Annotated in this window: 20 protein-coding genes and 1 riboswitch; of the genes, 16 read left to right on the plus strand and 4 right to left on the minus strand. The window is 54.3% G+C overall.

Annotation, left to right across the window (positions count from 1 at the left end; translation table 11 throughout):
• Positions 1-70: 70 nt before the first annotated feature.
• From ACAF76_RS02360 to ACAF76_RS02370, 3 genes are all read left to right on the plus strand, one after another.
• On the plus strand, positions 71-1,822 hold the full coding sequence (locus tag ACAF76_RS02360; protein ID WP_400162445.1) for a S8 family serine peptidase: 1,752 nt from the start codon (positions 71-73) through the stop codon (positions 1,820-1,822).
• Between the two features lie 292 nt (positions 1,823-2,114).
• Entirely contained in the window at positions 2,115-3,380 is a 1,266-nt protein-coding gene (locus ACAF76_RS02365; protein ID WP_400162446.1) for a M20 family metallo-hydrolase, read from the plus strand.
• Positions 3,381-3,808: 428 nt separating this feature from the next.
• Positions 3,809-4,171 carry a DUF805 domain-containing protein gene (locus tag ACAF76_RS02370; RefSeq protein ID WP_400162447.1) on the plus strand — a complete coding sequence of 121 codons (363 nt, stop codon included), beginning with the start codon at positions 3,809-3,811 and terminating at the stop codon, positions 4,169-4,171.
• 73 nt (positions 4,172-4,244) lie between these two features.
• Here ACAF76_RS02370 and htpG read toward each other — a convergent pair whose 3' ends face one another.
• From htpG to ACAF76_RS02385, 3 genes are all read right to left on the minus strand, one after another.
• Positions 4,245-6,125 (minus strand): molecular chaperone HtpG, encoded by a 1,881-nt coding sequence (gene htpG / locus ACAF76_RS02375; RefSeq protein WP_400162448.1) that lies wholly within the window; start codon positions 6,123-6,125, stop codon positions 4,245-4,247.
• Between the two features lie 158 nt (positions 6,126-6,283).
• Positions 6,284-7,408 (minus strand): hypothetical protein, encoded by a 1,125-nt coding sequence (locus ACAF76_RS02380; protein WP_400162449.1) that lies wholly within the window; start codon positions 7,406-7,408, stop codon positions 6,284-6,286.
• A 65-nt stretch (positions 7,409-7,473) separates the two neighbouring features.
• Positions 7,474-8,733, minus strand: a complete 1,260-nt coding sequence (locus ACAF76_RS02385) for an ATP-binding protein (protein WP_400162450.1) — start codon at positions 8,731-8,733, stop codon at positions 7,474-7,476.
• Between the two features lie 179 nt (positions 8,734-8,912).
• Positions 8,913-9,041, plus strand: a riboswitch (SAM riboswitch).
• 108 nt (positions 9,042-9,149) lie between these two features.
• On the opposite strand from ACAF76_RS02385, the gene ACAF76_RS02390 reads away from it, so the two are divergent.
• From ACAF76_RS02390 to ACAF76_RS02445, 12 genes are all read left to right on the plus strand, one after another.
• Complete coding sequence (locus ACAF76_RS02390; protein ID WP_400162451.1) at positions 9,150-10,184, plus strand: sugar ABC transporter substrate-binding protein; 1,035 nt, start codon at positions 9,150-9,152, stop codon at positions 10,182-10,184.
• Positions 10,185-10,263: 79 nt separating this feature from the next.
• Complete coding sequence (locus ACAF76_RS02395) at positions 10,264-11,754, plus strand: sugar ABC transporter ATP-binding protein (protein WP_400162452.1); 1,491 nt, start codon at positions 10,264-10,266, stop codon at positions 11,752-11,754.
• Between the two features lies 1 nt (position 11,755).
• Entirely contained in the window at positions 11,756-12,757 is a 1,002-nt protein-coding gene (locus ACAF76_RS02400; RefSeq protein ID WP_400162453.1) for an ABC transporter permease, read from the plus strand.
• A gap of 189 nt (positions 12,758-12,946) precedes the next feature.
• Entirely contained in the window at positions 12,947-13,594 is a 648-nt protein-coding gene (locus ACAF76_RS02405) for a TetR family transcriptional regulator (protein WP_400162454.1), read from the plus strand.
• 159 nt (positions 13,595-13,753) lie between these two features.
• The gene (locus ACAF76_RS02410; RefSeq protein ID WP_400162455.1) at positions 13,754-14,863 is read left to right on the plus strand and encodes an amidohydrolase family protein; all 1,110 of its coding nucleotides are present in this window, start codon (positions 13,754-13,756) and stop codon (positions 14,861-14,863) included.
• A gap of 19 nt (positions 14,864-14,882) precedes the next feature.
• A complete protein-coding gene (locus ACAF76_RS02415; protein WP_400162456.1) occupies positions 14,883-15,308 on the plus strand; it encodes a Rieske (2Fe-2S) protein in 426 nt (141 codons plus the stop codon).
• An 89-nt stretch (positions 15,309-15,397) separates the two neighbouring features.
• Positions 15,398-16,237 carry a MetQ/NlpA family ABC transporter substrate-binding protein gene (locus tag ACAF76_RS02420; RefSeq protein ID WP_400162457.1) on the plus strand — a complete coding sequence of 280 codons (840 nt, stop codon included), beginning with the start codon at positions 15,398-15,400 and terminating at the stop codon, positions 16,235-16,237.
• Between the two features lie 90 nt (positions 16,238-16,327).
• Entirely contained in the window at positions 16,328-17,458 is a 1,131-nt protein-coding gene (gene solA / locus ACAF76_RS02425; RefSeq protein ID WP_400162458.1) for an N-methyl-L-tryptophan oxidase, read from the plus strand.
• 154 nt (positions 17,459-17,612) lie between these two features.
• Entirely contained in the window at positions 17,613-18,380 is a 768-nt protein-coding gene (locus tag ACAF76_RS02430; protein ID WP_400162459.1) for a S16 family serine protease, read from the plus strand.
• Between the two features lie 27 nt (positions 18,381-18,407).
• Positions 18,408-19,076: a hypothetical protein gene (locus tag ACAF76_RS02435; RefSeq protein WP_400162460.1), complete on the plus strand. Its 669-nt coding sequence runs from the start codon at positions 18,408-18,410 to the stop codon at positions 19,074-19,076.
• 66 nt (positions 19,077-19,142) lie between these two features.
• Positions 19,143-19,580 carry a DUF6157 family protein gene (locus tag ACAF76_RS02440; RefSeq protein WP_400162461.1) on the plus strand — a complete coding sequence of 146 codons (438 nt, stop codon included), beginning with the start codon at positions 19,143-19,145 and terminating at the stop codon, positions 19,578-19,580.
• A 64-nt stretch (positions 19,581-19,644) separates the two neighbouring features.
• Positions 19,645-20,637 carry a copper amine oxidase N-terminal domain-containing protein gene (locus ACAF76_RS02445; protein WP_400162462.1) on the plus strand — a complete coding sequence of 331 codons (993 nt, stop codon included), beginning with the start codon at positions 19,645-19,647 and terminating at the stop codon, positions 20,635-20,637.
• A gap of 67 nt (positions 20,638-20,704) precedes the next feature.
• Here the strand turns inward: ACAF76_RS02445 and ACAF76_RS02450 are convergent, their stop codons facing one another.
• Positions 20,705-21,829, minus strand: a complete 1,125-nt coding sequence (locus tag ACAF76_RS02450; protein ID WP_400162463.1) for a M20 family metallopeptidase — start codon at positions 21,827-21,829, stop codon at positions 20,705-20,707.
• Between the two features lie 255 nt (positions 21,830-22,084).
• Here ACAF76_RS02450 and ACAF76_RS02455 point away from each other — a divergent pair, with 255 nt between their 5' ends.
• Positions 22,085-22,741, plus strand: coding sequence for a hypothetical protein (locus ACAF76_RS02455; RefSeq protein WP_400162464.1), 657 nt, complete (start codon positions 22,085-22,087; stop codon positions 22,739-22,741).
• Positions 22,742-22,758: the final 17 nt, after the last annotated feature.

Below are 22,758 nucleotides of genomic sequence, written 5' to 3' on the forward strand. Positions count from 1 at the left end.
AACTAGAAAAAAATGGTATATTGCTGTCAAGCAGTATGAAATATGCGATTGACAAGGGAGGTTGTTCGGGATGTATCAAATGGACAAAGCCTTGTGTCAACACCTTCACAAATGCGACGACCCGCTGAAAAAGCATCTTTCCCAAGCGACAGGGGACGACCAGGAGATCACCGTTCTGCTGCAGCGCAAGACTGACCTCGACACGATGGGAACGGCTGCGCTGGACGAGTTCGTGTCCAATGTCGGCTGCACGGTCGTCAAGGAGCTGCCCATTATCGACGCCAAAGTCGTACGCGTGCCGCTCGGTGCATTGGGGCAGCTTGCCAGCCATCACCACATTCACCGCATTCACCTCGACCGCACGATGCATGCCTTGCTGGATACAGCGGCTCCGACGATCGGAGCCATTCCGGAGTGGGAATCCGGTCTGACCGGCAAGGGAGTGACCATCGCCATTCTCGATACCGGCATTTACCCTCACAGTGATTTGAAAAGCAGACTCGTCGGCTTTTACGATGCGATTCAAGGAAAAAAAGACCCTTATGACGATAACGGACACGGCACGCATGTAGCAGGCTGCGCCGCCGGCGACGGTAAAGCGAGCGGCGGCAAATACAAAGGCCCCGCCTACGAAGCATCTGTAGTCGGCGTCAAGGTATTGGACGCCAGCGGACAGGGCTCCGTCTCGGACATTATCGACGGCGTGCAATGGTGCCTGCAATCCAGGGACACGTTTGGCATCCGCATCCTCTCTCTTTCCCTGGGCGGTCCGGCCTATGAGTCGTACCGCAACGATCCGCTGTGCCAGGCATTGGAAAAGGCGTGGAAAGCGGGGCTGGCTGTCTTCGTCGCAGCAGGCAACGAAGGACCGAGTGCAGGTACGATCGGAACACCTGCCATTCATCCGCTGCTGATCACCGTAGGCGCTACCGATGACCGCAACAGCATCAGCGACAAAGACGATAGTATCGCTACATTCTCCAGCCGTGGCCCGACGATCGACGGTCTGGTCAAGCCGGATATTGTCGCGCCGGGCGTCAACATTATCTCGCTGCGCTCCCCCGGATCAACAATCGACAGGGCTTATCCGAGTCGAAGGGTCGACCAGCAGTATGTTTCTCTCTCCGGCACGTCGATGGCCACTCCGATCTGCTCAGGTGCGGCAGCTCTCCTGCTGCAGGCCAAGCCGAGCCTGACGCCAGACGAGCTCAAGGCGGCACTGCTGGATGGAGCGCGTGATCTGTTCCAATCTCCGCAAGACGCCGGAAAAGGCTACGTCGATTTGCAGGCGGCGCTGGAACTGATCGGGAGAGAGGGCAAACAGCCCCGAAGCACGCCGGTTACACCTCGACGTACCGTCGTCGCCTACACGCCGGCGATTGCCAGTCTTCTCTGGCAGGAGCTGGACGGGGCTAAGGAGTCGATCGAACTGGAAGTTCCACGCCTGACCGACATTCAGACGATTACCGCCGTAGCCAATGCAGCGCAGCGCGGCGTCCGCGTACGCCTCCTGATCGATGCGGCTGCTGCCGAGAATCGGGAGACGGTCCGCTTTCTGGAAGCAAAAGGGGTCGAGGTCGAGTCATTCAACAGCGTCAGCAGCCACAGCGGACAGCTTCACACGGCGATTGCCATATTCGACCGCACACGCGTCCTGATGGGCAGCGGCGCCTGGACGTACGAGGAATTGTTCGTAGCCCGGGAACACGCGATTTTGACCGACGACCCGCAAGTTACCGCTCCGGTTATGACCGTATGGCAGGAGGATTGGGAACAGGCCGGACAGTTCGTGCCATCTTCCGTCGCCGCAGCGGGCGGATGAGCAAAAACATAGGATCAAGATGGCCGAGTGCATGGCAGTCCTGGAAGTAACGGCACCCGAGCCGGATCGCATGATCAATGATTTCGATGAGATGGTAAAACGGGAAAGCGCCTCTATCGCTGGGTGCTTTCCTTTTTGTCATGCCGGAAAGGGAAGGGAGTGGCCGAATGATGGTGGAATTCTCCTACTACGAGCGAGACGAGTTGAATACGATTGTGGGAGAGGCGCTGTGGTGGGTGTGAGCATGACCAGCAGAGAATGCGTCTATCAAAAAGACAGGAGGCGTGGAGGCATGAGCGTACAAGCAGGTTCGTTTGCGATCAACCAGGAGCGGCTGCAACAGCGGATCAAGGCATTGGCCGAGATCGGGAAACTCGGGGAGACGGGCGTATGTCGGCTGGCCTTGTCGCCGGAGGACCGGGCTGGCGTGGAACTGGTCCGGGGCTGGATGGAGGAGGCGGGACTGGAAACGCGGATCGATCACTTTGGCAATCTGATCGGACGGTTTGCAGGAACGCACCCGGAGGAGCCGCTCCTGATGATCGGCTCGCACATTGATTCCCAGCCCTACGGTGGCCGCTACGACGGTCCGATCGGCGTCCTGGGCGGGCTGGAGGTCGTACAGACGATGAAAGAGCGGGGGATCACTCCCCGGCGGACAATCGAGATCGTATCTTTCTGCGATGAAGAGGGGTGCCGCTTTCAAAAAGGATTGTTTGGCTCACGAGGCATCCTCGGCCGTCTGGAACCGGAAGAGCTTGAGCGAGCGGACAAACACGGCGTGACGCGCAGGCAGGCGTTGCGAGAGTTCGGTTGCGATCCGGAAAAGCTGGAGGAGAGCCGCTACCCGGACGGCAGTATCGGTGCGTACCTGGAAATGCACATCGAGCAGGGACCGATCCTCGACAAGAGCGGGGAACCACTCGGAATCGTCACGGGAATTTCCGGTCCGCTATGGTGGACAGTAGAGATGGAGGGCTTCGCCGGCCATGCCGGTTCCGTTCCGATGAACATGCGGCAGGACGCGCTGCTTGGCGCAGCCAAGGTGATCACCGCGCTGCATGAGATTGCCGGCACCGATCCGTCAGCTCCGACTGTGGGGACTGTCGGGCACCTGGAAATTTTCCCGGACTCGCGCAACATCATTCCCGAACGCGTGAGGTTTACCGTCGATCTTCGCGATATTGATCTGGAGCGGCGCAATCAGCGGGAGCAGGAGCTGCGGGCAGCCATCGAGCGGGCGGCGCAGGAGGGCGGACTGACCTATACGATCACCGAGGATACGAACAGCGATCCCCGCTACTGTGCAGAATGGATCAAGGCGATCATGCGGGAGGAGTGCAGTGCGCTCGGAGTCGCAGCGCCCGAGCTGATGAGCGGTCCATTCCACGATGCACTTGCCCTCTCCTATGTCTGCGACTACGGAATGATCTTTGTCCGCTGCCGCGACGGAATCAGCCATAATCCCCGGGAATATGCTGCACCGGAAGACATCGCGCTGGGAACAGAGCTTTTGTATCGTACAGCTTTGCGCATTGCGTCGAAGGAGGCACGCTGACTGTTGGGAGCATCTGCCAAAATACCGGGACTAACGAACTAGTTAATAAGGAGTGCATTTTTCCGTAGGGGCAAAAACGGAGCGTACAGAGCGCCCCCTTTTTAGCTTGTCTGTACGCTGTTTTACTCATAGGAAAAAACGGCAAGAGTGAGCCGGCTAGTTCGCTTCGCAGGCTTGAGATTGTCGTTGCCTAAGCGAAGTTCTTCAATTGCCGTATGGGACAGGATATGCAAGACAAATAACCGCAAATGAGTTGGCGAACAACTGCTGCCGCCCGTCCAACTAAAGGACGGGCGGCAGGTTTTGTTTACAGAAAGTAAATGAAATTTTATGGAAAATTAAGACTAAAGTTGGGTTTTCTTTATTAATTATAATGGTAGAATGATGCAGTAACTGTAATTATATGGTTTGGAAGGAGGTGTTTTGGCATGCAATGGTTTCTGAAAGTCGTTAAGGATTATGCGGTTTTTGGTGGTCGAGCACGACGTAAAGAGTATTGGATGTATACATTGTTTTACGCAATTGGTTATCTGATTCTGTACATTTTGGAAAGCCTGATCGGTCTTACACAAGTTTTGACTGGCATTTATTCCCTTGCTCTTTTGTTGCCTTCTTTGGGGGTTACGATTCGCAGACTGCACGATACCGGCAGAAGTGGATGGTGGATTCTGATCTCGCTGATTCCACTCATCGGTGCGATTATTTTGCTCGTATTCTTGTGTCAGGACAGCAAAGGTTCGAACCAGTACGGCCCAAATCCAAAAGAGGAAGAAGCGGGCGCGCTCGTGTAATCGGATTGAAAAAAGCCTTTACCCTGTCAGCAGGGCAAAGGCTTTTTTCGCTTGTAGGCGTGCATGGCATCTCTTACACCATAATCTCGCAGATGTCGTTGGTAAACTGCACCGGGTCTTCCACAGGCAGCCCTTCGATCAGCAGTGCCTGGTTGTAGAGGAGAGCGGTATACAGTTTCAGCTTCGCCTTGTCGTGTTCGAAAGCGTCCTTGAGCGACTGGAATACTTTGTGCTGAAGGTTGATTTCCAGGACTTTGTTCGCTTTAACATTCTGGTTCGTGGGCAGCGCATTCAGGACTTTTTCCATCTCGATCGTCACTTCGCCCTCCGTCGACAGGCAGACGGGATGGCTGCGCAGCCGTTTGGACGCCTGGACCTTTGTAACCTTTCCTTCCAGCAGGCTGTGCATGTAGTCGAACAGTTCTTTGTTCTCGTTGTTCTGCGCCTCGGTATCCTTCTTCTCTTCCTCGGATTCCAGCCCCAAGTCGCCGCTCGATACGGAGTGGAACTCCTTGTCTTTGTAGGTACGCATCATCTTGATGGCGAATTCATCGATGTCTTCAGTCAGGTACAAAATCTCGTAGCCTTTTTCCGCGACGGCTTCCGTCTGCGGCAGCTTCTCGATGCGCTCAATCGACGCGCCGGTCGCATAATAGATGTACTTTTGCTCTTCCGGCATCCGCGAGACGTACTCATCCAGGGTAACCAGCTTTTTCTCCCTGGAAGAGTAGAAGAGCAACAGATCCTGGAGCACGTCCTTGTGGCTGCCAAAATCGTTGTAGACGCCGAATTTCAACTGGCGGCCAAACGCATTGAAAAACTGCTCGTACTTGTCCCGCTCGTTTTTCAGCATGGTTTGCAGTTGGCTCTTGATTTTGCTGGCGATATTTTTGGCGATCAGCTTCAGTTGGCGGTCATGCTGGAGCATCTCGCGGGAGATATTGAGCGACAGACTCTCGGAATCTACCATCCCTTTCACGAAGCTGAAGTGGTCGGGCAGCAGATCGCCGCACTTGTTCATAATCAGCACGCCATTGGCGTACAGCTCGAGCCCTTTCTCATACTCCTTGGTGTAGTAGTCAAACGGGATGTTTTCCGGGATAAAGAGAACAGCCTGATAGACGACAGCCCCGTCTGCGCTGATGTGAATGGACTTCAATGGCTTGTCAAACCCGTAGTGCTTTTCGCGGTAAAAATTCTCGTAATCCTCGTCGGTCAGCTCGCTTTTGTTTTTGCGCCAGATCGGAACCATGCTGTTGATGATCTGTTCCTCCTGGTACTGTTCGTACTCGCTGTCGCTGCCTTCCTTGAGCCGGCTTTTCGTGACATCCATTTTGATCGGGTAGCGGATGAAGTCGGAATACTTTTTGATAATCGCCCGCAGACGGTATTCGTCGAGGAATTCGTCGTAGTTCTCTTCTTCGCTGTTTTCCTTGATTTTCAGGGTGATCGTCGTGCCGACGGAATCGCGCTTCGCCGCCTCGATCGTGTAGCCGTCTGCGCCGGAGGACTCCCATTTGTACGCGCCATCGCCATGCAGCGCTTTGCTTATGACCGTAACCACGTCTGCCACCATGAAGGCGGAGTAGAAGCCGACGCCGAACTGACCGATGATGTTGTGCCCGTCCTTTGCCTCATTTTCCTGCTTGAATGCGAGCGAGCCGCTCTTGGCGATGACCCCCAAAAGGCTTTCCAGCTCTTCCCGGGTCATGCCGATCCCCGTGTCGAGGATGGTCAGCGTGCGGTTTGCCTTGTCGGGAATCACCTTGATGTAGTAACGATCTTTGTCAAAAACGAGACTGTCGTCGCTCAAGGCCTTGTAGTAGATTTTGTCAATCGCGTCGCTGGCGTTGGAAATCAGCTCGCGAAGAAAGATTTCTTTCTGCGTGTAGATGGAGTTGATCATCATCTCCAGCAGTCGCTTGGATTCGGCTTGAAACTGCTTCTTTTCCATAGAAAAACATTCGCTCTCCCTTCCAGAATCGAGATTGGGGTATGAATGGACAGGTATAGCAGCATGGTTAGCACTCTGTCTCCTTGAGTGCTATTCTTTCTTTTTTATAGCAATAACCGCTTTTTGCTGTCAATATCGTCTGCTATGCAGGGAGAGGACTATTTTGCCTGTGGGACTTTCCGCTTGCGAGTGGCGATGCGGATGACGAAAAAAACAATGCACAAAAAGATGCCTGTTGCCACTGCATCGACTGCCAGAGCTTCAAAATGAGTGGCAGATGTATCCCGGTAGAGCAGGGAGGCTGCCATGCCGCAGGTCTGAACTGCGAGCAGGATGAGCGTATCCAGCAGCGGACGGTACCATTTCGTACGTTTTCGCCAGTACGACTGTGAGCACACGATCAAAAAAATATTGGGCAGCACGATCAGGAAGGTCGGGGCATTGTCACTGAATACGCCGTCTTCAACCGGCCAGTGCGGCATCCACAAGCAAGCGACCAGGAAGTTGCATACGATCGTTGCGAGAAAGACCGGACGGAAGAATTTTGCATCGTTACGCGCCTGCTCGACGGCCTCCTGTTTTCTCATTCCTTCGCTTTGCCAGTCAGCCGCCGTATCATTCGTACGGAAGTCGGTACGAAAGAACGGCTTTCCACTGTGCGCGTCCTTTGGAATCTGTTCATATGCCTCCGGCAGGTGGGTGTGCTGGACGCGGTTCAGATTTTCCTCGGTGGTATACACCGGTATCTGCTGTTCGTAGAAGCGATGGATCCATTGATCCAGATAGTCCTGTCTGTTCTCGGAAAACATGGCATACTGCGTCCGGCCTTGCTCGTCGCGCCAGACCATGATGATTCTCGCGCCATTGGCGTAGTATCCTCGGTGATGTTGACCAGCGACGGAAACATAGCGAGTCAGCCTCCCGATCAGCACCTCGCTCATTTGCGAAAAGGAAATCAGATTTTCCTCTTTTTCTCCGGTCTTGCGGTTTATGACCAGCGTGTAATAGCCGTCTTCGCGCAGTTCCGTTTGTACGAGAAACGTATACTGAAGCTTGAGAAAGCGGGAGCCGAACCAGATCACCCAGATGAAAAGTACGAAGCAAAGGAAAAACACAAGAGAGACCGTCCAGTTATCCTCAACTGTCAGCATGTACAATCCTGCGCCCAAAAAGGCCAGACAGACGAGTCCCAAAAAGGCAAACAGCGCGGCGTGCGCATATTTGCTCCACGCCGGCAATTCACTGGAATACTTGAGGTCTTTCCCCCCGCGCATCTCAATCACTGCAATCTCTCCTCACCCTTTTTGTATGGAACTGTATACGATCTGCAAGGGCGGCGGGTTTCATCTCATCCCGCGGTTTCCGCCTGCCGGGGGAGAGTGAGGATGAAGGTGGTTCCGGCGTTTGGCTTGCTGTTCACCGCGATCTGTCCGCCCATCAGGTGGATCACGCGGTACGAGTAGGTAAGTCCGAGACCTGTGCCGGACGTTTTCGTGGAAAAGTAGATGGAGCCGAGGCGTTTGATCTGCTCCTGGTCCATGCCGATTCCGTTGTCCTCGATTTCCAGAATGATGTCGGTATCGACGGAGTGCAGCGTCAGGGTCACGCGACCGAATTGGGTATCCGAACAGGCTTCGATCGCGTTCTTGATAAAATTGACGAGCACCTGCTTGAAGGCGTCCGGGTTGGCTGTCACGTACAGGGGTGTATCTGGTTTGTAGAGCATCAGCTCGACGTTGTTCATATTGGCAAAGGGTATCATCACTTCGCGTATCAGCACGAGCTGTTCCGACACGTTCACGCGTTCGCTCCGGGCGGTGATCGGTTTGGAAATGGAGAGATATTCCGACAAGATGGACTCGGTTCTTTGCACTTCATGCAGGCAAATGGTGATGTACTGGCTGATCTTGGCCGTATCGTCCGGCGTTTCCTTAATCAGGGTGAGAAAGCCTTTTACGGTCGTCAGCGGATTGCGCACCTCGTGAGCGAGAGAAGCCGCGACATGACTCATCGTCGTCATTTTTTCGTTCTGGGCATGTTGCAAAAACACGCTTTTCTCTTCTGCTGACTTTTTGAATAGCGTGAGCAGCAGACAGGTGCCGAGACAATTTTGCACAGGAATGACCGAAATGTGGAACAGGAAATGTTCCATCACATAGTCCGGGAAGAACAAATAGGTCAGAATCAGCGGCTCGATGGAGAAAAAGATGCCTACCACAAGCGTCACCATAGCCCCGCGATGCTGCCGGTACAGATTGGCGATGGGAATGGAGAGGAAAAAGTTGTAGATCACGATAAGAATACCTGCCAGAGCTCCTTCCCCGCCCAGGTACATGCGATACGCGATAAATTCCGCCATCACGATCAGTCCGATTTTGATGCCGCCGAAGACGAGCGCAAAGAACAGCACGACGTAGCGAATGTCGAAGATGATGCCTTCGACAACGCTGGCAGAGAAGCTCATCGCCAAAAACAGGCAGAGAGTACTGGTGCCGAGTATGAAGCGCCGGCTGTAATTGGTGGCCTTGTCGCGGTAATAGAGGTGGAAAAAGACAAAGGGAATAAGGGTGAACGATAGTTGCAGGATCACTTCTTTTACAATTGGCACGAGGCATCACCGTTTTTTGCGCAGAATATAACGATTTTCCAATTTAGTTCAACACAAAACAGGCAATCTCTTTCTGAATATTGTAACTAGTTGTTAAAATGAAGTTAGCCGTTGACAGCGGGATACGCTTTCCCTTATATTCTGTATAGATTGGTATGAAGGTTCAAAAAATACTGTTTCTCTTATCCAGAGAAGGCTGAGGGACTGGCCCTATGAAGCCCGGCAACCTAGCACGTGCGGTCGACGACACTGCGTGCCAAGGTGCTAATTCCTACAGGTGAGCGTATGACTTGCCTGGCAGATAAGAGGTGAAGATCAAGCTGATTGAAGCCTCTTTCTGATATGAAAGAGGCTTTTTTGCGCGGTACTTTCCCTTCCCTGCGGTACAGAGAACGAATAATAGGGGGTAAATCGATATGAAAAAGCGTTTTAGTGTGATTAGTTCCTTGGTCGTCGGGCTGTCCCTGTTGGTGACGGCTTGCGGAAGCGGCGGCAGCGGAGGCAGCAGCACCGGAGCAGGCGGGGATGGCGCCGCGCCAGCCGAAGAACAAGGCAAGCGAATCGCGCTGGTCATGCGCCAAAACGTGGGTACTTTCTCCGCCCAGTACATCAACGGCGTGAAAGCAGAAGTAGAGAGAAACGGCGGCCAACTGACCGTATTCAATGCCGATACTGACTTGTCGAAAATGGCTTCCAATCTGGATGCAGCAGTCAACCAGAATTTTGACGGCATCCTGATCGACCACGGTACGGCAGAAGCGCTGCAGCAAGGTACACAGAAAGCGGTTGACAAAAACATTCCGGTGGTCCTCTTCGACACCGACATCGATATTCCGGGCGTACCTGTCGTAGAGCAGGATGACCAGAAGCTGGCAGAGCTGAGCCTCGAAAAGATGGCTGAAGATATCGGCGGTCAGGGCAATATCGTAAAAATCTGGGTCGCAGGCTTTGCCCCGATGGAAAAACGTCAAATTACCTATGAAGCATTCCTGAAGAAATATCCGGACATCAAGGAAATTGCCGCATTCGGCAGCGCGACAAACAACACCGCCCTGGACACGCAATCGCAAATGGAAGCGATCCTGCGCCAATACCCGAACAAAGGGGATATTACTGCGGTGTGGGCAGCCTGGGATGAATTCGCCAAAGGAGCTACTCGCGCGATCCAGCAAGCTGGACGCACCGAGATCAAAGTATACGGTATCGACCTGAGCGACGAAGACTTGCAGTTGATGCAGGAAGCCGATTCCCCGTGGAAAGCGACAGCAGCCGTAGACCCGTCCAACATCGGCCGTGTACACGCAGAAACCGTGTTCAAGCTGATTAACGGGGAGCAGGTGCCGGACAAAGTGCAGTTGAATCCGGTGCTGGTGAAGCAGGATGACCTGCCGACCGACAAAAAGGTTACGATGGGCGACTTGTCGGAATACGTGACCGAATGGGGTAAATAAGCAAGGCGCGTGCAAAACTGGAGATTCCCGCCGTTGTCGTCAATGGACGGGAATCTTCCTATTATAAGGGGGTGTATCCATGTCCCACTTGAACATGACAGGAATCAGCAAACAATTCTCAGGAGTCCCGGCGCTTCGCTCTGTTGATTTTGAGGTGAAGGCGGGCGAGGTACACGCACTTCTCGGAGCAAACGGGGCAGGCAAGAGCACGCTGATGAAGATTTTGACCGGCGCCTATCAGGCGGATGAAGGGACGATCTCCATCGAGGGCCAGCAGGTGCGCATCGAATCTCCGCAGGACGCCAAAAAACTCGGCGTGCAGTGCGTCTATCAGGAAGTGGATACCGCTCTGATTCCGTATCTGAGTGTCGCGGAGAACATTTTGCTCGATCAGATGGTCGCCTCCAAGGAAAAAGGCTTGATCCGCTGGCAGCAGCTCTACGACCAGGCGGAGGCGATTCTCAAGGACTTTGACTTTGTCATTCCGGTCAAAAAGCAGGTGGAGGAATGTACGCTGTCGGAAAAGCAGTTGATCTTGATCGCCCGAGCCGCTGCCCAGCAGGCCAAGTTCGTCATCTTTGACGAGCCGACCGCGCCGCTGAGTACACGGGAAAGCGAGCGGCTGTTTCGCATCATCGATCAATTGAAACAAGCAGGTGTAGGGATTATCTACATTTCTCACCGCCTGCCGGAGATTTTTCAAATCTGCGACCGGATTACAGTGATGCGTGACGGACAGCGCGTGTTTACAGGGGAGACGCAGTCGACCGATATGGACGAAGTAATCTCGCATATGCTGGGCAAAAGTTTTTCCGAGGAGTTTCCCAAGCTGGAGGTGCCGATTGGCGAGCTGCTGCTGGAGGCAAAAGGTATCCGGGGCGGCAAGGTTCGCGGTGCAGACTTGAGCGTGCGCGAAGGGGAGATCGTGGGTATCGTCGGCCTGGTCGGTGCAGGCAAGACGGAGCTGGCACGGCTGCTGTTCGGCGCGGACCCGCTGGAGGCGGGCGAGCTGGCGATGAAGGGCAAGAAGCTGCAGGTGCGCTCTCCCAAGCAAGCAGTGGAATCGGGCATCGTACTCGTGCCGGAGGAAAGGCGCAAGGAAGGCATTTTTGTCGAGGAGTCGGTCAAGCACAACCTGTCCGTCGCGACGCTCGCCAAATGGTCGGTATTCGGGTTCGTGCGCAACAGCCTGGAGACCTTGCAGGCGAACGAGCTGATCAAACGGGTAGGCGTGAAGACAGCCGACAGCAATTTGTTGGTCGGTTCGCTCAGCGGCGGAAACCAGCAAAAGGTCGCGATCGGAAAATGGCTGGATACCGAGGCATCGCTGTTTTTGTTTGACGAGCCGACCAAAGGTGTGGACATCGGGGCAAAAAGCGACATCTACCGGCTGATCGGCAGGCTGGCGGAACAAGGCAAGGGCGTCTTGTATTTTTCCTGCGAGTTCCCAGAGGCAATCGGGATCGCCGACCGGATTCTCGTCATGTGCGAAGGGAAAATCGTCAAGGAATTCGCGCGCAACGAGGCGACACAGGAGAAAATCATGTATTACGCCAGCGGAGGTGAGTAATGTGGAAACAGCAAAAAAATGGAGTTTGTTCGATCTCGTCTACAAATACGGAACTGTCGCCGTCATCGTCATTGTCATTTTGTATTTCAGCCTGACGAATCCGTACTTTTTTACCTATGACAACATTACCGATATTTTGCGTTCGATCTCGATCGTCACGTTTGTCGCGATTGGCGTCACCTTTTCGCTGATCGTCGGGGGCTTTGACCTGTCTGTCGGTTCCACCGTATCGCTGACTACGGTAACGGTCGCTTCGATGATGGTCTGGTATGAGCAAGGACCGTTCGTCATTTTGGCTGTGCCGATTTTGCTCAGTCTGCTGGTCGGACTGCTCAACGCCTTTCTCGTCGTGAAAGTCCGCATTCCCGACCTGCTGGCGACGCTGGCGATGATGTACATCGTCAACGGAATTCACATGACCTATTCGAAAGGCTACTCGATTTATACGAACATGCCGATGCAGGACGGGACGATGGCGCCGGGCAAATTTGCCGACTGGTTTTTGTGGCTGGGCCAAGGGAAGATTTTGTCCCTGCCTGTCCCTGTGATCCTGACGTTTTTGCTCGTCGTCATCACCCATATCTACGTGACGTACACCAGACAAGGACGGATGCTCTACATGGTCGGGGGCAATCTGGAGGCGGCTCGCCTGTCTGGGATTCCGGTCAATCGCTACCGGACGCTGGCGTATGTGCTGTCCGGACTGTTTGCCGGGCTGGGCGGACTGTTGCTCGCTGCGCGGATCGGTACGGGGCAGGTGAGTGGCGGCAGCACCATGCTGATGGACGCTGTCGCGGCGGCCTTCGTCGGTTTCTCCGTCTTTGGCGCGGGCAAGCCGAACATGTTCGGTACGTTCGTCGGGGCGATTCTGATCGGTGTGCTGCTCAACGGGATGACGATGCTCAATTTGCCCTATTACGCCTACGACATCGTCAAAGGGACGGTACTTGCGCTTGCTTTGGCGGTAACGTACTACCAGTTGCGGCGCAAGCGGAACGGGTAGGCTGTCCCGGGTTGCACATGAATTTTTGATAGTGAAATAAGCTGCCATCTCTTCAGGATTTGCTGCGCGTGCAGCAGGTTGGATGATTGGCAGCTTTTTTGGGGTACTGGCGTGGAAAGCGAATGTTTGCGTGATACGTTATAATGGAAGGAATGATGCGTACGGCAGATGAACGGAGGAAGAAGGCGGATGGCCAGAAGAGAGATACAAGTAAAACGGATGCTCCAGTATTTTGTCGATGCCACAGTCGAGCTGATCGAGGAGGAAGGCCTGGCACATGTGAGTGCCCGCAAAATCGGTGATCGCGCCGGCTATACCAGCTCGACCATCTACAACTACTTTGAAGAGCTGTCCCATCTTATTTATTTCGCTTCCATGCGGCTGGTGAAAGATTATTTGCAAGAGCTGCCCCTGTATCTGGCAAAGGGCGACACGTATGTGGAGAAATACGTCCTGAGCTGGGAGTGCTTTTGCAAACACTCTTTTGCCAAGCCGGACATTTATCACGCCCTGTTTATTGCCGACTTGGGGAAAAAGCCGCAGGAGATGCTGGAGCACTACTTTTCCATCTACTCCAGCGATTTGATCGGCTTTCCCGAGGAGATCAAGCCGCTCTTGTACGATCCGGACCTGACCTCTCGCAGCAAAGCGCTGTTGGAACTGGCGAAAAAGGAACGCTCGCTTTCCGATGAACGGATCGAAGAAGTAAATGAAATGGCGGTATTGATCTGGGAAGGAATGATGACAACCGTACTGAACAAGCGGCGTGATCCTGACCCGGATGCAGCCGCGGAAAAGACGATGAAGTATATCCGAACGGTAATGAACACACTATAACTAGCGATGATAGGGGCTTTCTGCCGCAGTTTTTGGCAATTGGGGAGAGTGCCCTTTTTTCGTCTTGACCCTGCTATCGATTCGCGCGATACTGTTGTTATGAACGCGTTCATTTTATGATCGTTATCATAATTTTGGCTCCATGAAGGGGTGATCCAAATGGTATCGCAATCCAGAAGAACAAGTGGATTGATCGACTGCGACATCCATCCGGTTTTGAGCAATTTTGACGAACTGGTTCCGTACCTGGATGAATCGATTCAGCAGTATATGAACATCGGCAAGTTTGCCAAAGGCGCACTGGCCAAGCAAAACAGCGGTTCGTTCAAATTTCCGGCTTCTCCGTACGCCAATCCGCTGCCTGTTCCGCTGCGTGCGGATGCGTTTCCGCCCAATGGCGACATTCCCGGAAGCGATCCCGCATTTTTGGCCCAGGATTTGCTTGATCGCTGCCATGCCACATATGGTATTCTAAATATCGGCCACGGGACGATGGCTGCCTTTCACAATGTTGAAGTGGCGGATAAGTACACATCGGCTGCCAATGATTGGCTCTATGACAAGTGGATCAAAAGCGATCCCCGCTACCGCATGACGATGGAAGTCACACCGCTTGATCCGGTGGCGGCGGTCAAAGAGATTGAACGCATCGGCAAGCGGCCGGAAATCGTCGGAATCAATCTGCACTGCGTCAACATCCCGCTGGGCAAACGCCATTACTGGCCGATCTACGAGATCGCCGAGGCTTACAACTTGCCGATCGTGCTGCACCCGGATGCGGAAGGCACAGGGGATTACGCCGCTGCTGCGGGAGTAGGACCGGCTTCGACCTATATGGAATGGCATACCGCACTTTCGCTGATCGGTCAGCGAAATGTGATCAGCCTGGTATGTGACGGGGTATTTGAGCAGTTTCCCAACCTGAAGGTAAACTTCATCGAGTACGGATTTTCCTGGGTTGCCCCGACGATGTGGCGAATGGACAAGAACTGGAAGGCGCTTCGACACGAAGTACCGTGGCTGAAGCTTTTGCCCAGCGAATACATCCGCCGCAATATACGCTTCGGCACACAGCCGATCGAAGAACCAAGCCGCCCCAAGGATCTTGTCGAGCTGATCCACATGATCGGAGCGGAGCACATGCTGCTGTATTGCAGCGACTATCCGCATTGGGACGGGGACGAGCTGGATCGGGCATTTCTCCACTTCCCGGAAGAACTGAAGCAAAAGATTTTTTACGACAATCCGCTGGAAGCGTTCCGGTTTTAGGGAAAAGGGGGAGGTCCGGATGAAAATGAAAGAGAAGCATCGCCTGCTCGTCTGCCCTGTAGAGGAATTGCCCGAGGGAGGGCGAAAGCTCCTGGAAGTAGACGGAGTGGAGATCGGCCTGATTCGCGCAGAGGGTGTGTGCTATGCCTTCCGCAATAGCTGCCCCCACCAGGGAGTGCCGATGCTGTACGGATCGGTTGTGGGTACGATGCTGCCGTCCAAGCCGCATGAATACGTGTACGGCCACCACAATGAAATCATTCGTTGCCCGCTGCATGGCTGGGAGTTCAATTTGAAAACAGGAAAAGCGGTGTTTTCTCCTGACGTTTCCCTCAAGACGTATGAAGTGCGCGAAGAGGAGGGCTTCGTCGTCCTGATGCTGGACAGACAGCCTGCCCAGTTTGCACACAAAGCGTTTTCCTGTATTCTCTCGGCTTCTTCTTGAAAAAAAGATTGACGGTTCAACGAAAGATGGAGATAATAAAAGCCGTAGTAAACCAATCGGATATAAAGATAGATAAGTGGAGGAAAAACATGAAAAAATCAATTCTTACCCTCGTTGTAGGACTCGTCACGGCTCTGACTGTGACTGCTTGCGGCAGTGGTCAGCAAGCCGCTCCGGAAAATACATCTGGCACTGGAGCAGAAGGCCAGACAGAAACGCTGAAAATCGGCGTTATGGGCGGTGCCGAAGAAGAGATCTGGAAAGTAGCCAAGGAAGTGGCGGCAAAAGACGGTCTGGAGCTGGAACTGGTTCCGTTCAACGACTACGTCCTGCCGAACAAAGCGCTGGATAACGGCGATCTGGATGCCAACGCATTCCAGCACGTTCCGTACCTGGAAGAGTTCAATGCCAACCACGGTACCAAAATCGTGAAGCTGGCTGACACGATCAACTTCCCGATCGGGATGTACTCCGAGACGATCAAGGACGTCTCCGAACTGAAAGAAGGCGATCTCGTAGGTCTGCCAAACGACCCGAGCAACCGCGCACGCGCACTGATCCTGTTTGAGAGCGCTGGCCTGATCAAGCTGAAAGAAGGCGTAGGCGTAAAAGCGACGGTTCTGGACATCGCAGAAAATCCAAAAAACCTGGAATTCAAAGAGCTGGAAGCAGCTTTCATTCCGAAGTCCCTGGGCAACATGGCAGCAGCCGTCATCAATACGAATTTCGCGATTGATGCAGGTCTGGTTCCGACCCGTGACTCGATCTTCATGGAGCCGAAAGATTCTCCATGGGTCAACATTATCGCTGTTCGCGAAGGCGAGACAGACAAACCAGTATTCCAAAAACTGGTTAAAGCATTCCAATCCGATGAAGTGAAGCAGTTCATTACGGAAAAATACGGCGATTCCATGGTCGCAGCCTGGTAAGCGCCAGCGAATAGCATGACATCTACAGGTCTCTTCCGTTTTGGAGGGGACCTGTTTTGTATAATAGACAGATGAGGAGGGGGAGCAAGGATGAAGCGTACATACGATGTTATCGTAATCGGCGCCGGTTCCATGGGGATGGCAGCGGGCGCGTTTTTGGCCAGGCAGAATGCCGACGTATTGCTGATCGACGCTTTCGATCCGCCGCACACGAACGGCAGCCATCACGGGGATACGCGCATGATCCGGCACGCTTACGGGGAAGGAAAAAAGTACGTCCCGCTCGTGCTGCGTGCGCAAAAGCTGTGGCATGAACTGGAGGAAGAGACAGGCAGCCGCCTGTTTGAGCGCACAGGGGTACTGGGGCTGGGAAATGCCGAGTCCGCCTTTTTGCAGGAGGAAATCGCGAGTGCCAAAGAATTTTCGCTGCCGCTTGAGGTGCTGTCGGCCGATGAAATCCGCCGCCGCTGGCCGGGGATACACGTCAGCGACGAGATGATCGGGGCATTTGAGCCGGATTCGGGGTTGCTTTACAGTGAAGCGTGCATCCGTGCCTACCGGGATGTGGCCTTGCGTCACGGGGCCGAGCTGTTGACTCATACCCGCGCCGATGCGATCGACTGTCATGCCGACAGTGTCACGGTACGCACGACAAAAGGAGAGTTCCACGCAGCCCGCCTGATTGTCACGGCTGGTGCCTGGACAGGTACACTTTTCCCGGAACTTTCCCTGCCCGTGCGTCCCTTCCGCAAGACGGCTGTCTGGTACGAAGCGGACGAGTCGCAGTACGGTCTGGGGAAATTGCCGTCTTACTTCATGGACTTGCCGGGTCAGCGTTTCTACGGATTCCCGAGCATTGCCGGGTCAGGTCTGAAGGTGGGCAGCCACGATGCCGGCAAGGATGTCGATCCCGATCAGGTGGATCGGCGGTTCGGCGCGGAACCGGATGACGAGGGGGAACTGGCGGGAATCGTCGAGCGATTTTTCCCTGGTGTTTCCCGGCGGGTGAAAAAGGGGCAGGTCTGCCTCGTAACCTGGACGCCGGATCACGATTTCATCATCGACCGCCATCCTGAGCACGCACACGTCTTGCTGCTCTCTGCCTGCTCCGCGCACGGCTTCAAGTTTGCCAGCGCGATCGGAGAAATCGCCATGCAGATGGCGTTGTTCGGCAATTCGCAGATGGATATGTCCGCCTTTTCGCTGCGCCGGTTTCGGTAGGCGCGATCAGGAAAGTAGCGTGAATCGACGAGCAGACACGTTTTTGCATGCGTGTCTGCTTTTTTCGTTGCATCCCCTTTTTGAAAAAGATGCGGAATGTTGGTGGAAAACCATGTATAATTGGTAAAATAATGAAAACCTCACGGGTGATTACATGAATCTGCATTTTACCAAAAAAGAGCGGTATACATTGTCAGCGCTGCTGGCGGTCCCTGTGCTGCTGACTACTCTTTTGACCTATCCCAGCTACCATGCTTTCAACGCGACCGGCGACATCGTGCCCATCAGCGAGCTGGGAATAGACGGACATGTGTATTTTACGTATATCCAAGGGGGAATCACCGCGAACAACCTGGAAAAGATCGCGGTGCAGATTCGCTATCTCGGTAAAGACGTGCATTTCGAGCCAGTCAGCAGGGAGTACGCGCAAAGCGATGACGAACGGGAGATGATCAGTGGGTACTACAAGGATATGGTCGTCTCCAATGCGATCGAAGTAGCCGGCTTTTCGCCCGATGAGACGGCCGATCAGGATGAGAAGTACGAGCATATTCTGGAGTTGGCCAGCGAATACCACGGCGATTCGTTCGGGCTGATGGTGGCGATCGGACTTGTCGAGGAGGAGCTGGGCGAGGACTTTTCCCGGGGAGGCAAGTACAAAATTGCCGGGACAGGCACGATGGAGTTCGACGGTATGGTCGGCTCCATCGACGGAGTCCATGAGAAGCTGCTGACAGCGGAAGAGCACGGTGTCACACACTTTTTGCTGCCCAAGGACAAGGAGAGCTACTACGAGTATTACGAAGGTGTGAGCAATCAGGAGGAAGCGGAACAGTACCAGCGCAGCCGCAACCCCGACATGCAAATCGTTCCGGTGGAAACGCTGGACGAGGCACTGGACTATTTGAGACGATTGCCGTAGCGGCGAGAAGAGAAGGGGAAACAAGCAATGCAGGAAAAAGTGGAGGCATCAGGCAAGTATTTGTTCGTGTTTTTGCTGGTACATGCAGCAGCGACTTTTCTCAGCTTTTTGTTTAGCTGTATCGAGACGTTAGCCGAAGACGTCTATCTGGAGTACGTGCTGTCTATCGACATCGTGGTTGATTTGTTTGCGTACATCGTCTATTGGATGATGCTCATTCTCTATCTGGTCTGGATCTGGCGCCTGCACAAAGAGTATCGCCAGCTCGCCCCCAACTACCCGGTTACTCCCGGAGGGGCACTCGCGCGAATTTTGATCCCGTTCTACAGCATTGTCGGCATGTGGACGGTCTATTCCATCATGGCCCGTTTTCTGCGCGGCTACGATGAAATGACGGCGCGTTACGGGATGCGGATTCGTTTTCTGATCCCGTTTTATTACTTTGCGCATGTGCTCAGCAGTCTCGTCACCCGTCTGGCAGCGAGTCAGGAAGGAGCCATTTGGTACGTTTGGATGACGGGTAGTGATCTGCTCGCCACTTTGTCGTACCTCGCGATGTTTGTAGCGGTTTCAGCCGGATTGCGGGCAGTGCGGGAGCATCAGCAGCAGATGCAGAGTAAGGCGGAGGAGAACACGACAGACACAGGAGAGCCAGGCATCACGAGCGCAACGCCCGGCGAGACGACCAGAGCGTAGCGGAGTACCGGCTTTTGCGGGGATACCCAGGTTTTGGAAGCGGATGAAAAACAGGAGGTCAGGCGAATGGAGTGGAATTATTACAATACGTTTATCGCAGTCGCACCCGACTGCCCGGTCGACTGCGGGACCGTTCCGCCCGATCGCCAGGGTGGAATGACCAAGCCGCGCATCGAGTTTGAGCTGCTTTCGAAGCAGCCGTATACATTTACGCAAAAAGAGCTGTTGTTTGAAGTGTACATGCGGCACAAAGGGTTTGTGCCAGCAGATGAAGCGGAGGCCGTTCGTCTGCGGGAAGAGTTTTTCGCCAAACCGAAGGCGTGTATGCGCGCGTCCATGCTGCCGAAAAAATACGGCTGGGGCATCCATTTTGACGAGGCGGGGAAAGCGGCGCTGTTTCCCGTGGAATCGCCTGCGTACCGGGAATTTGCGGAGGGCGAGAAAAACGGTGTACAAGTAGTGGCGGCGATGCGCAACAAGCGGGAGAGTGTGCGTGAAGCGTAGCAGGCGCCAAATGAGCGGCCATCTCCATCAGCAAGGACAACATCGCACAGGGAGGAAAAAAAGAGTGAAAAAATGGCTTTCGACCACCATGATGATCGCGCTGCTTGCAGGCGGGAGCCCGTCGGTATTCGCCAATGAACAGGCGGAGTTCGCGGCACAACAAAAAGCAGAGTACGAACAGCGCATCTCCCACCTGTTAGAAAAAGGCGAATTCAAGCTGGCATTGCAGTTGCAACTGGAACTGCTGGAGCGTTTTTACGACAAGGAAGACCGCACGCAAATCGACAGGCTGGGCAAGCTTTTGGTCGAAAACGATGTAAGCGGAATTACCACATTGGTAGATGGAAAACTGTTGGAGGCGGACGCCGTGCCGTTTGTTCAGGAAGGCCGGACGATGGTGCCGGTTCGCGCGATCAGCAATGCGCTGGACGCCGAAGTCACGTGGAATGAGGCTGAGCGGTCCGTGTTGATCCAAAGAGGCGAAGATAGCATCACGCTCTACGCCGATAAAGCGGAAGCCCTCGTCAACGGTCAGCAGGCAAGGCTGGACAGCGCTCCGCTGATACGAGAAGACCGACTGTACCTGCCGCTGCGCTTTGTAAGTGAGCAGTTGGATGCACAGGTGCAATGGCAGGAAGAGGGCAAGGTCGTCATCATCGACGACAAGAACACTGCGCCACAAGAACCGGATACGCCGGACGTCGCGGATGCCCCTCCCGCCGCCAGTGAACCGGAGAGATCGAACAGCTACGGCTTGAGCTGGCCGGGTCTGGGTCAGGGGACTGCGTATTTGTTTGCACAAAACAGAGAGCTCTTGTCCATGCTGGGTTTGACGGCGGATGAGCTGCAAGCCGAGCTGCGGGCAGGCAATACGATTGCGGACATTGCCGATGACCAGGATGTGGATGTCGATGACGTGATCGATCTCTTGCTGGAGCAGGCGGAGGAGCGGGTCGCCGACCAGGTGGAAGACGGCAGGCTGACCGAGGATGAAGCCGAGAAGATCAGGAGAAATTTGAAATCCGATATCGAAGACCTGGTGGAGCGCGGCTTGTAGACCAGTGAAAAAGAGGCTCTTTTCCTTACCGGGAAAAGGAGCCTCTTTCTTTCCACGCTCTGAAAGATTACAGTCTCGTCAGCATTTTGGCAAAAAGTGCAGCACGGACCGGCAATTGGTCGATCTGAATGTGCTCGTATTCGGCATGCGGTCCTTCGCCGACGGCCCCCAGACCGTCCAGGGTGGGGATTCCGAGCGCCGAAGTAAAATTGCCATCGCTGCCCCCGCCTGCCGGTTCTTCCTGCAAGGCAAAGCCGAGCTCTTGAGCACATTCGGCAGCGAGACGGAAGAGCTGTTCGGTCTGCGCGGTACGCACCATCGGCGGGCGGTTCAAACCGCCGGTCACGTTCAGTGTAATCCCCGGATGATGCGGTTTTCGCTCCATGATCGCCTGGGTGATTCGTTCGCCTTCCTCTTTGCTGGTGACGCGCAAATCGATCGAGAGGGTGGCGTGGTCGGCGACGACGTTGGAACGAGTCCCGCCCTGGGCGACGCCGACGTTGAGCGTCGTGCCCTTGGCGTAATCGGTGAGGCTGTGCAGGAACAAAATCTGGTGTGCCATCTCCTGGACAGCACTGATGCCATCCTCATGGTGATTGCCGGCATGGGAGGCTTTCCCGGTGATCGATACGGTGAAACCGCCGGTGCCTTTGCGCGATGTTTTCACGGCACCGCTTTTCGCTGCGGCTGGTTCCGGGACCAGGACGACCGCGCTTTTTCGGGCTTCTTCTTCGATGAGTGCACGCGATTTTTTGCTGCCTAGTTCCTCATCTGTAGTGCAGAGGAAGACTACTTTTTTCCCCAGTGAAACCCCCAGATCGTGGCACGCCTTGACTGCCCACAACGCCTGGACGATACCGCCCTTCATGTCCAGCACGCCGGGACCGTATGCCTTGCCACCCTCCACGCGCCAGCCGATCCGGCCGATATCCCACACCGTGTCCATATGCCCGATGACGAGAATTTGTTCGCTTCCTTCTCCATATGTAAAACGAAGCGGATTGCCCACTTCCGCATGCGGGATTACTTCGGCAGATAGCCCCAGATGCTTCTGAAACAGCGACTGAAAGACAGCCCCGCATTGATCGACGCTCGCTTTGTCGTGCGTCGGCGACTCAGCCTTGACGACACGTTCCAGATCGAGCAGAATGTTCTCTTTTTGTTCTTGCAAATAACGGTAAAGGTCGGGCATACAGATGATTCCTCCTCGTTGCTGGGTAGTAGCAAAGTATCTGTCATTTTCAGAATAATTCCTTTATTGCATACAATTTCGCTGTAAGTGATGCAATTCCTCTTTAGCCAGAGTAAGATGTGGAGCGCCAGCCGCGAGCCAAGGCGGCTTTTTGTTTTTTTCTGGAAGAAAACAGACTTGAATTGGATGATTTTGTATGAGATACTTGTGCAACAACGAGAACAAGTGTTCTTATTTTGGCAAGGAGGGAAGCACATGTCTTCACATGCGACAATGAACACCGATCTGCTCCGAGAGATGGTGTGTGAAAACTGCCCGGCGACTGGTTGGGGAAAACGTACGCGCTGCCAGGTGCACGACCAGCACGTAGGGAACATTCAGGCTTGCCCAGAATGGGACAAGTATGTTCGAGAGCAGCAGGAAAAGGAGAAACAGGCAAAAGGCGGAAGGACGGACATCCGCGAACGCGAACAGGAGCCTGCGCTGTCACTGATGCAGCGGACGGAGGACGACATCCGCGATTACCCATATATGCAGATTGAAGTCATGCGGATACAGCGCTATTTGCAGGAGAGTGGACAAGCAATGGTGGCCAGCTACGGATTGGAAGCGGCTTTGCCCAAGGGACAGGGACGACACGGGGACAGCACCTACGTCGAGGCCTTGCGCCGGGAGCGAAAGTGGAAGCGGCTGCAGAGCCTGCAGCATAAGATCGAGCGGATCGACAGGGCCTTGGAGCAAATCGGCGACGAACAGGAACGCCTGGTGCTGGAAGCGTTGCTCGACGGCGACAAGAACAATCTGATCGCCAGGGAAATCGGCGTCTCCCGACAGCGGTACTACGAGATCAAGCGACGTGCCGTGATGAAGCTGGCGGAGGCGATGGAACGGCAGGAAGGCGATCTGTACTGAACACAAGTTGACACAAC

Source organism: Brevibacillus sp. TJ4 (assembly GCF_044627595.2).
In the GTDB taxonomy this organism is placed as follows: domain Bacteria; phylum Bacillota; class Bacilli; order Brevibacillales; family Brevibacillaceae; genus Brevibacillus.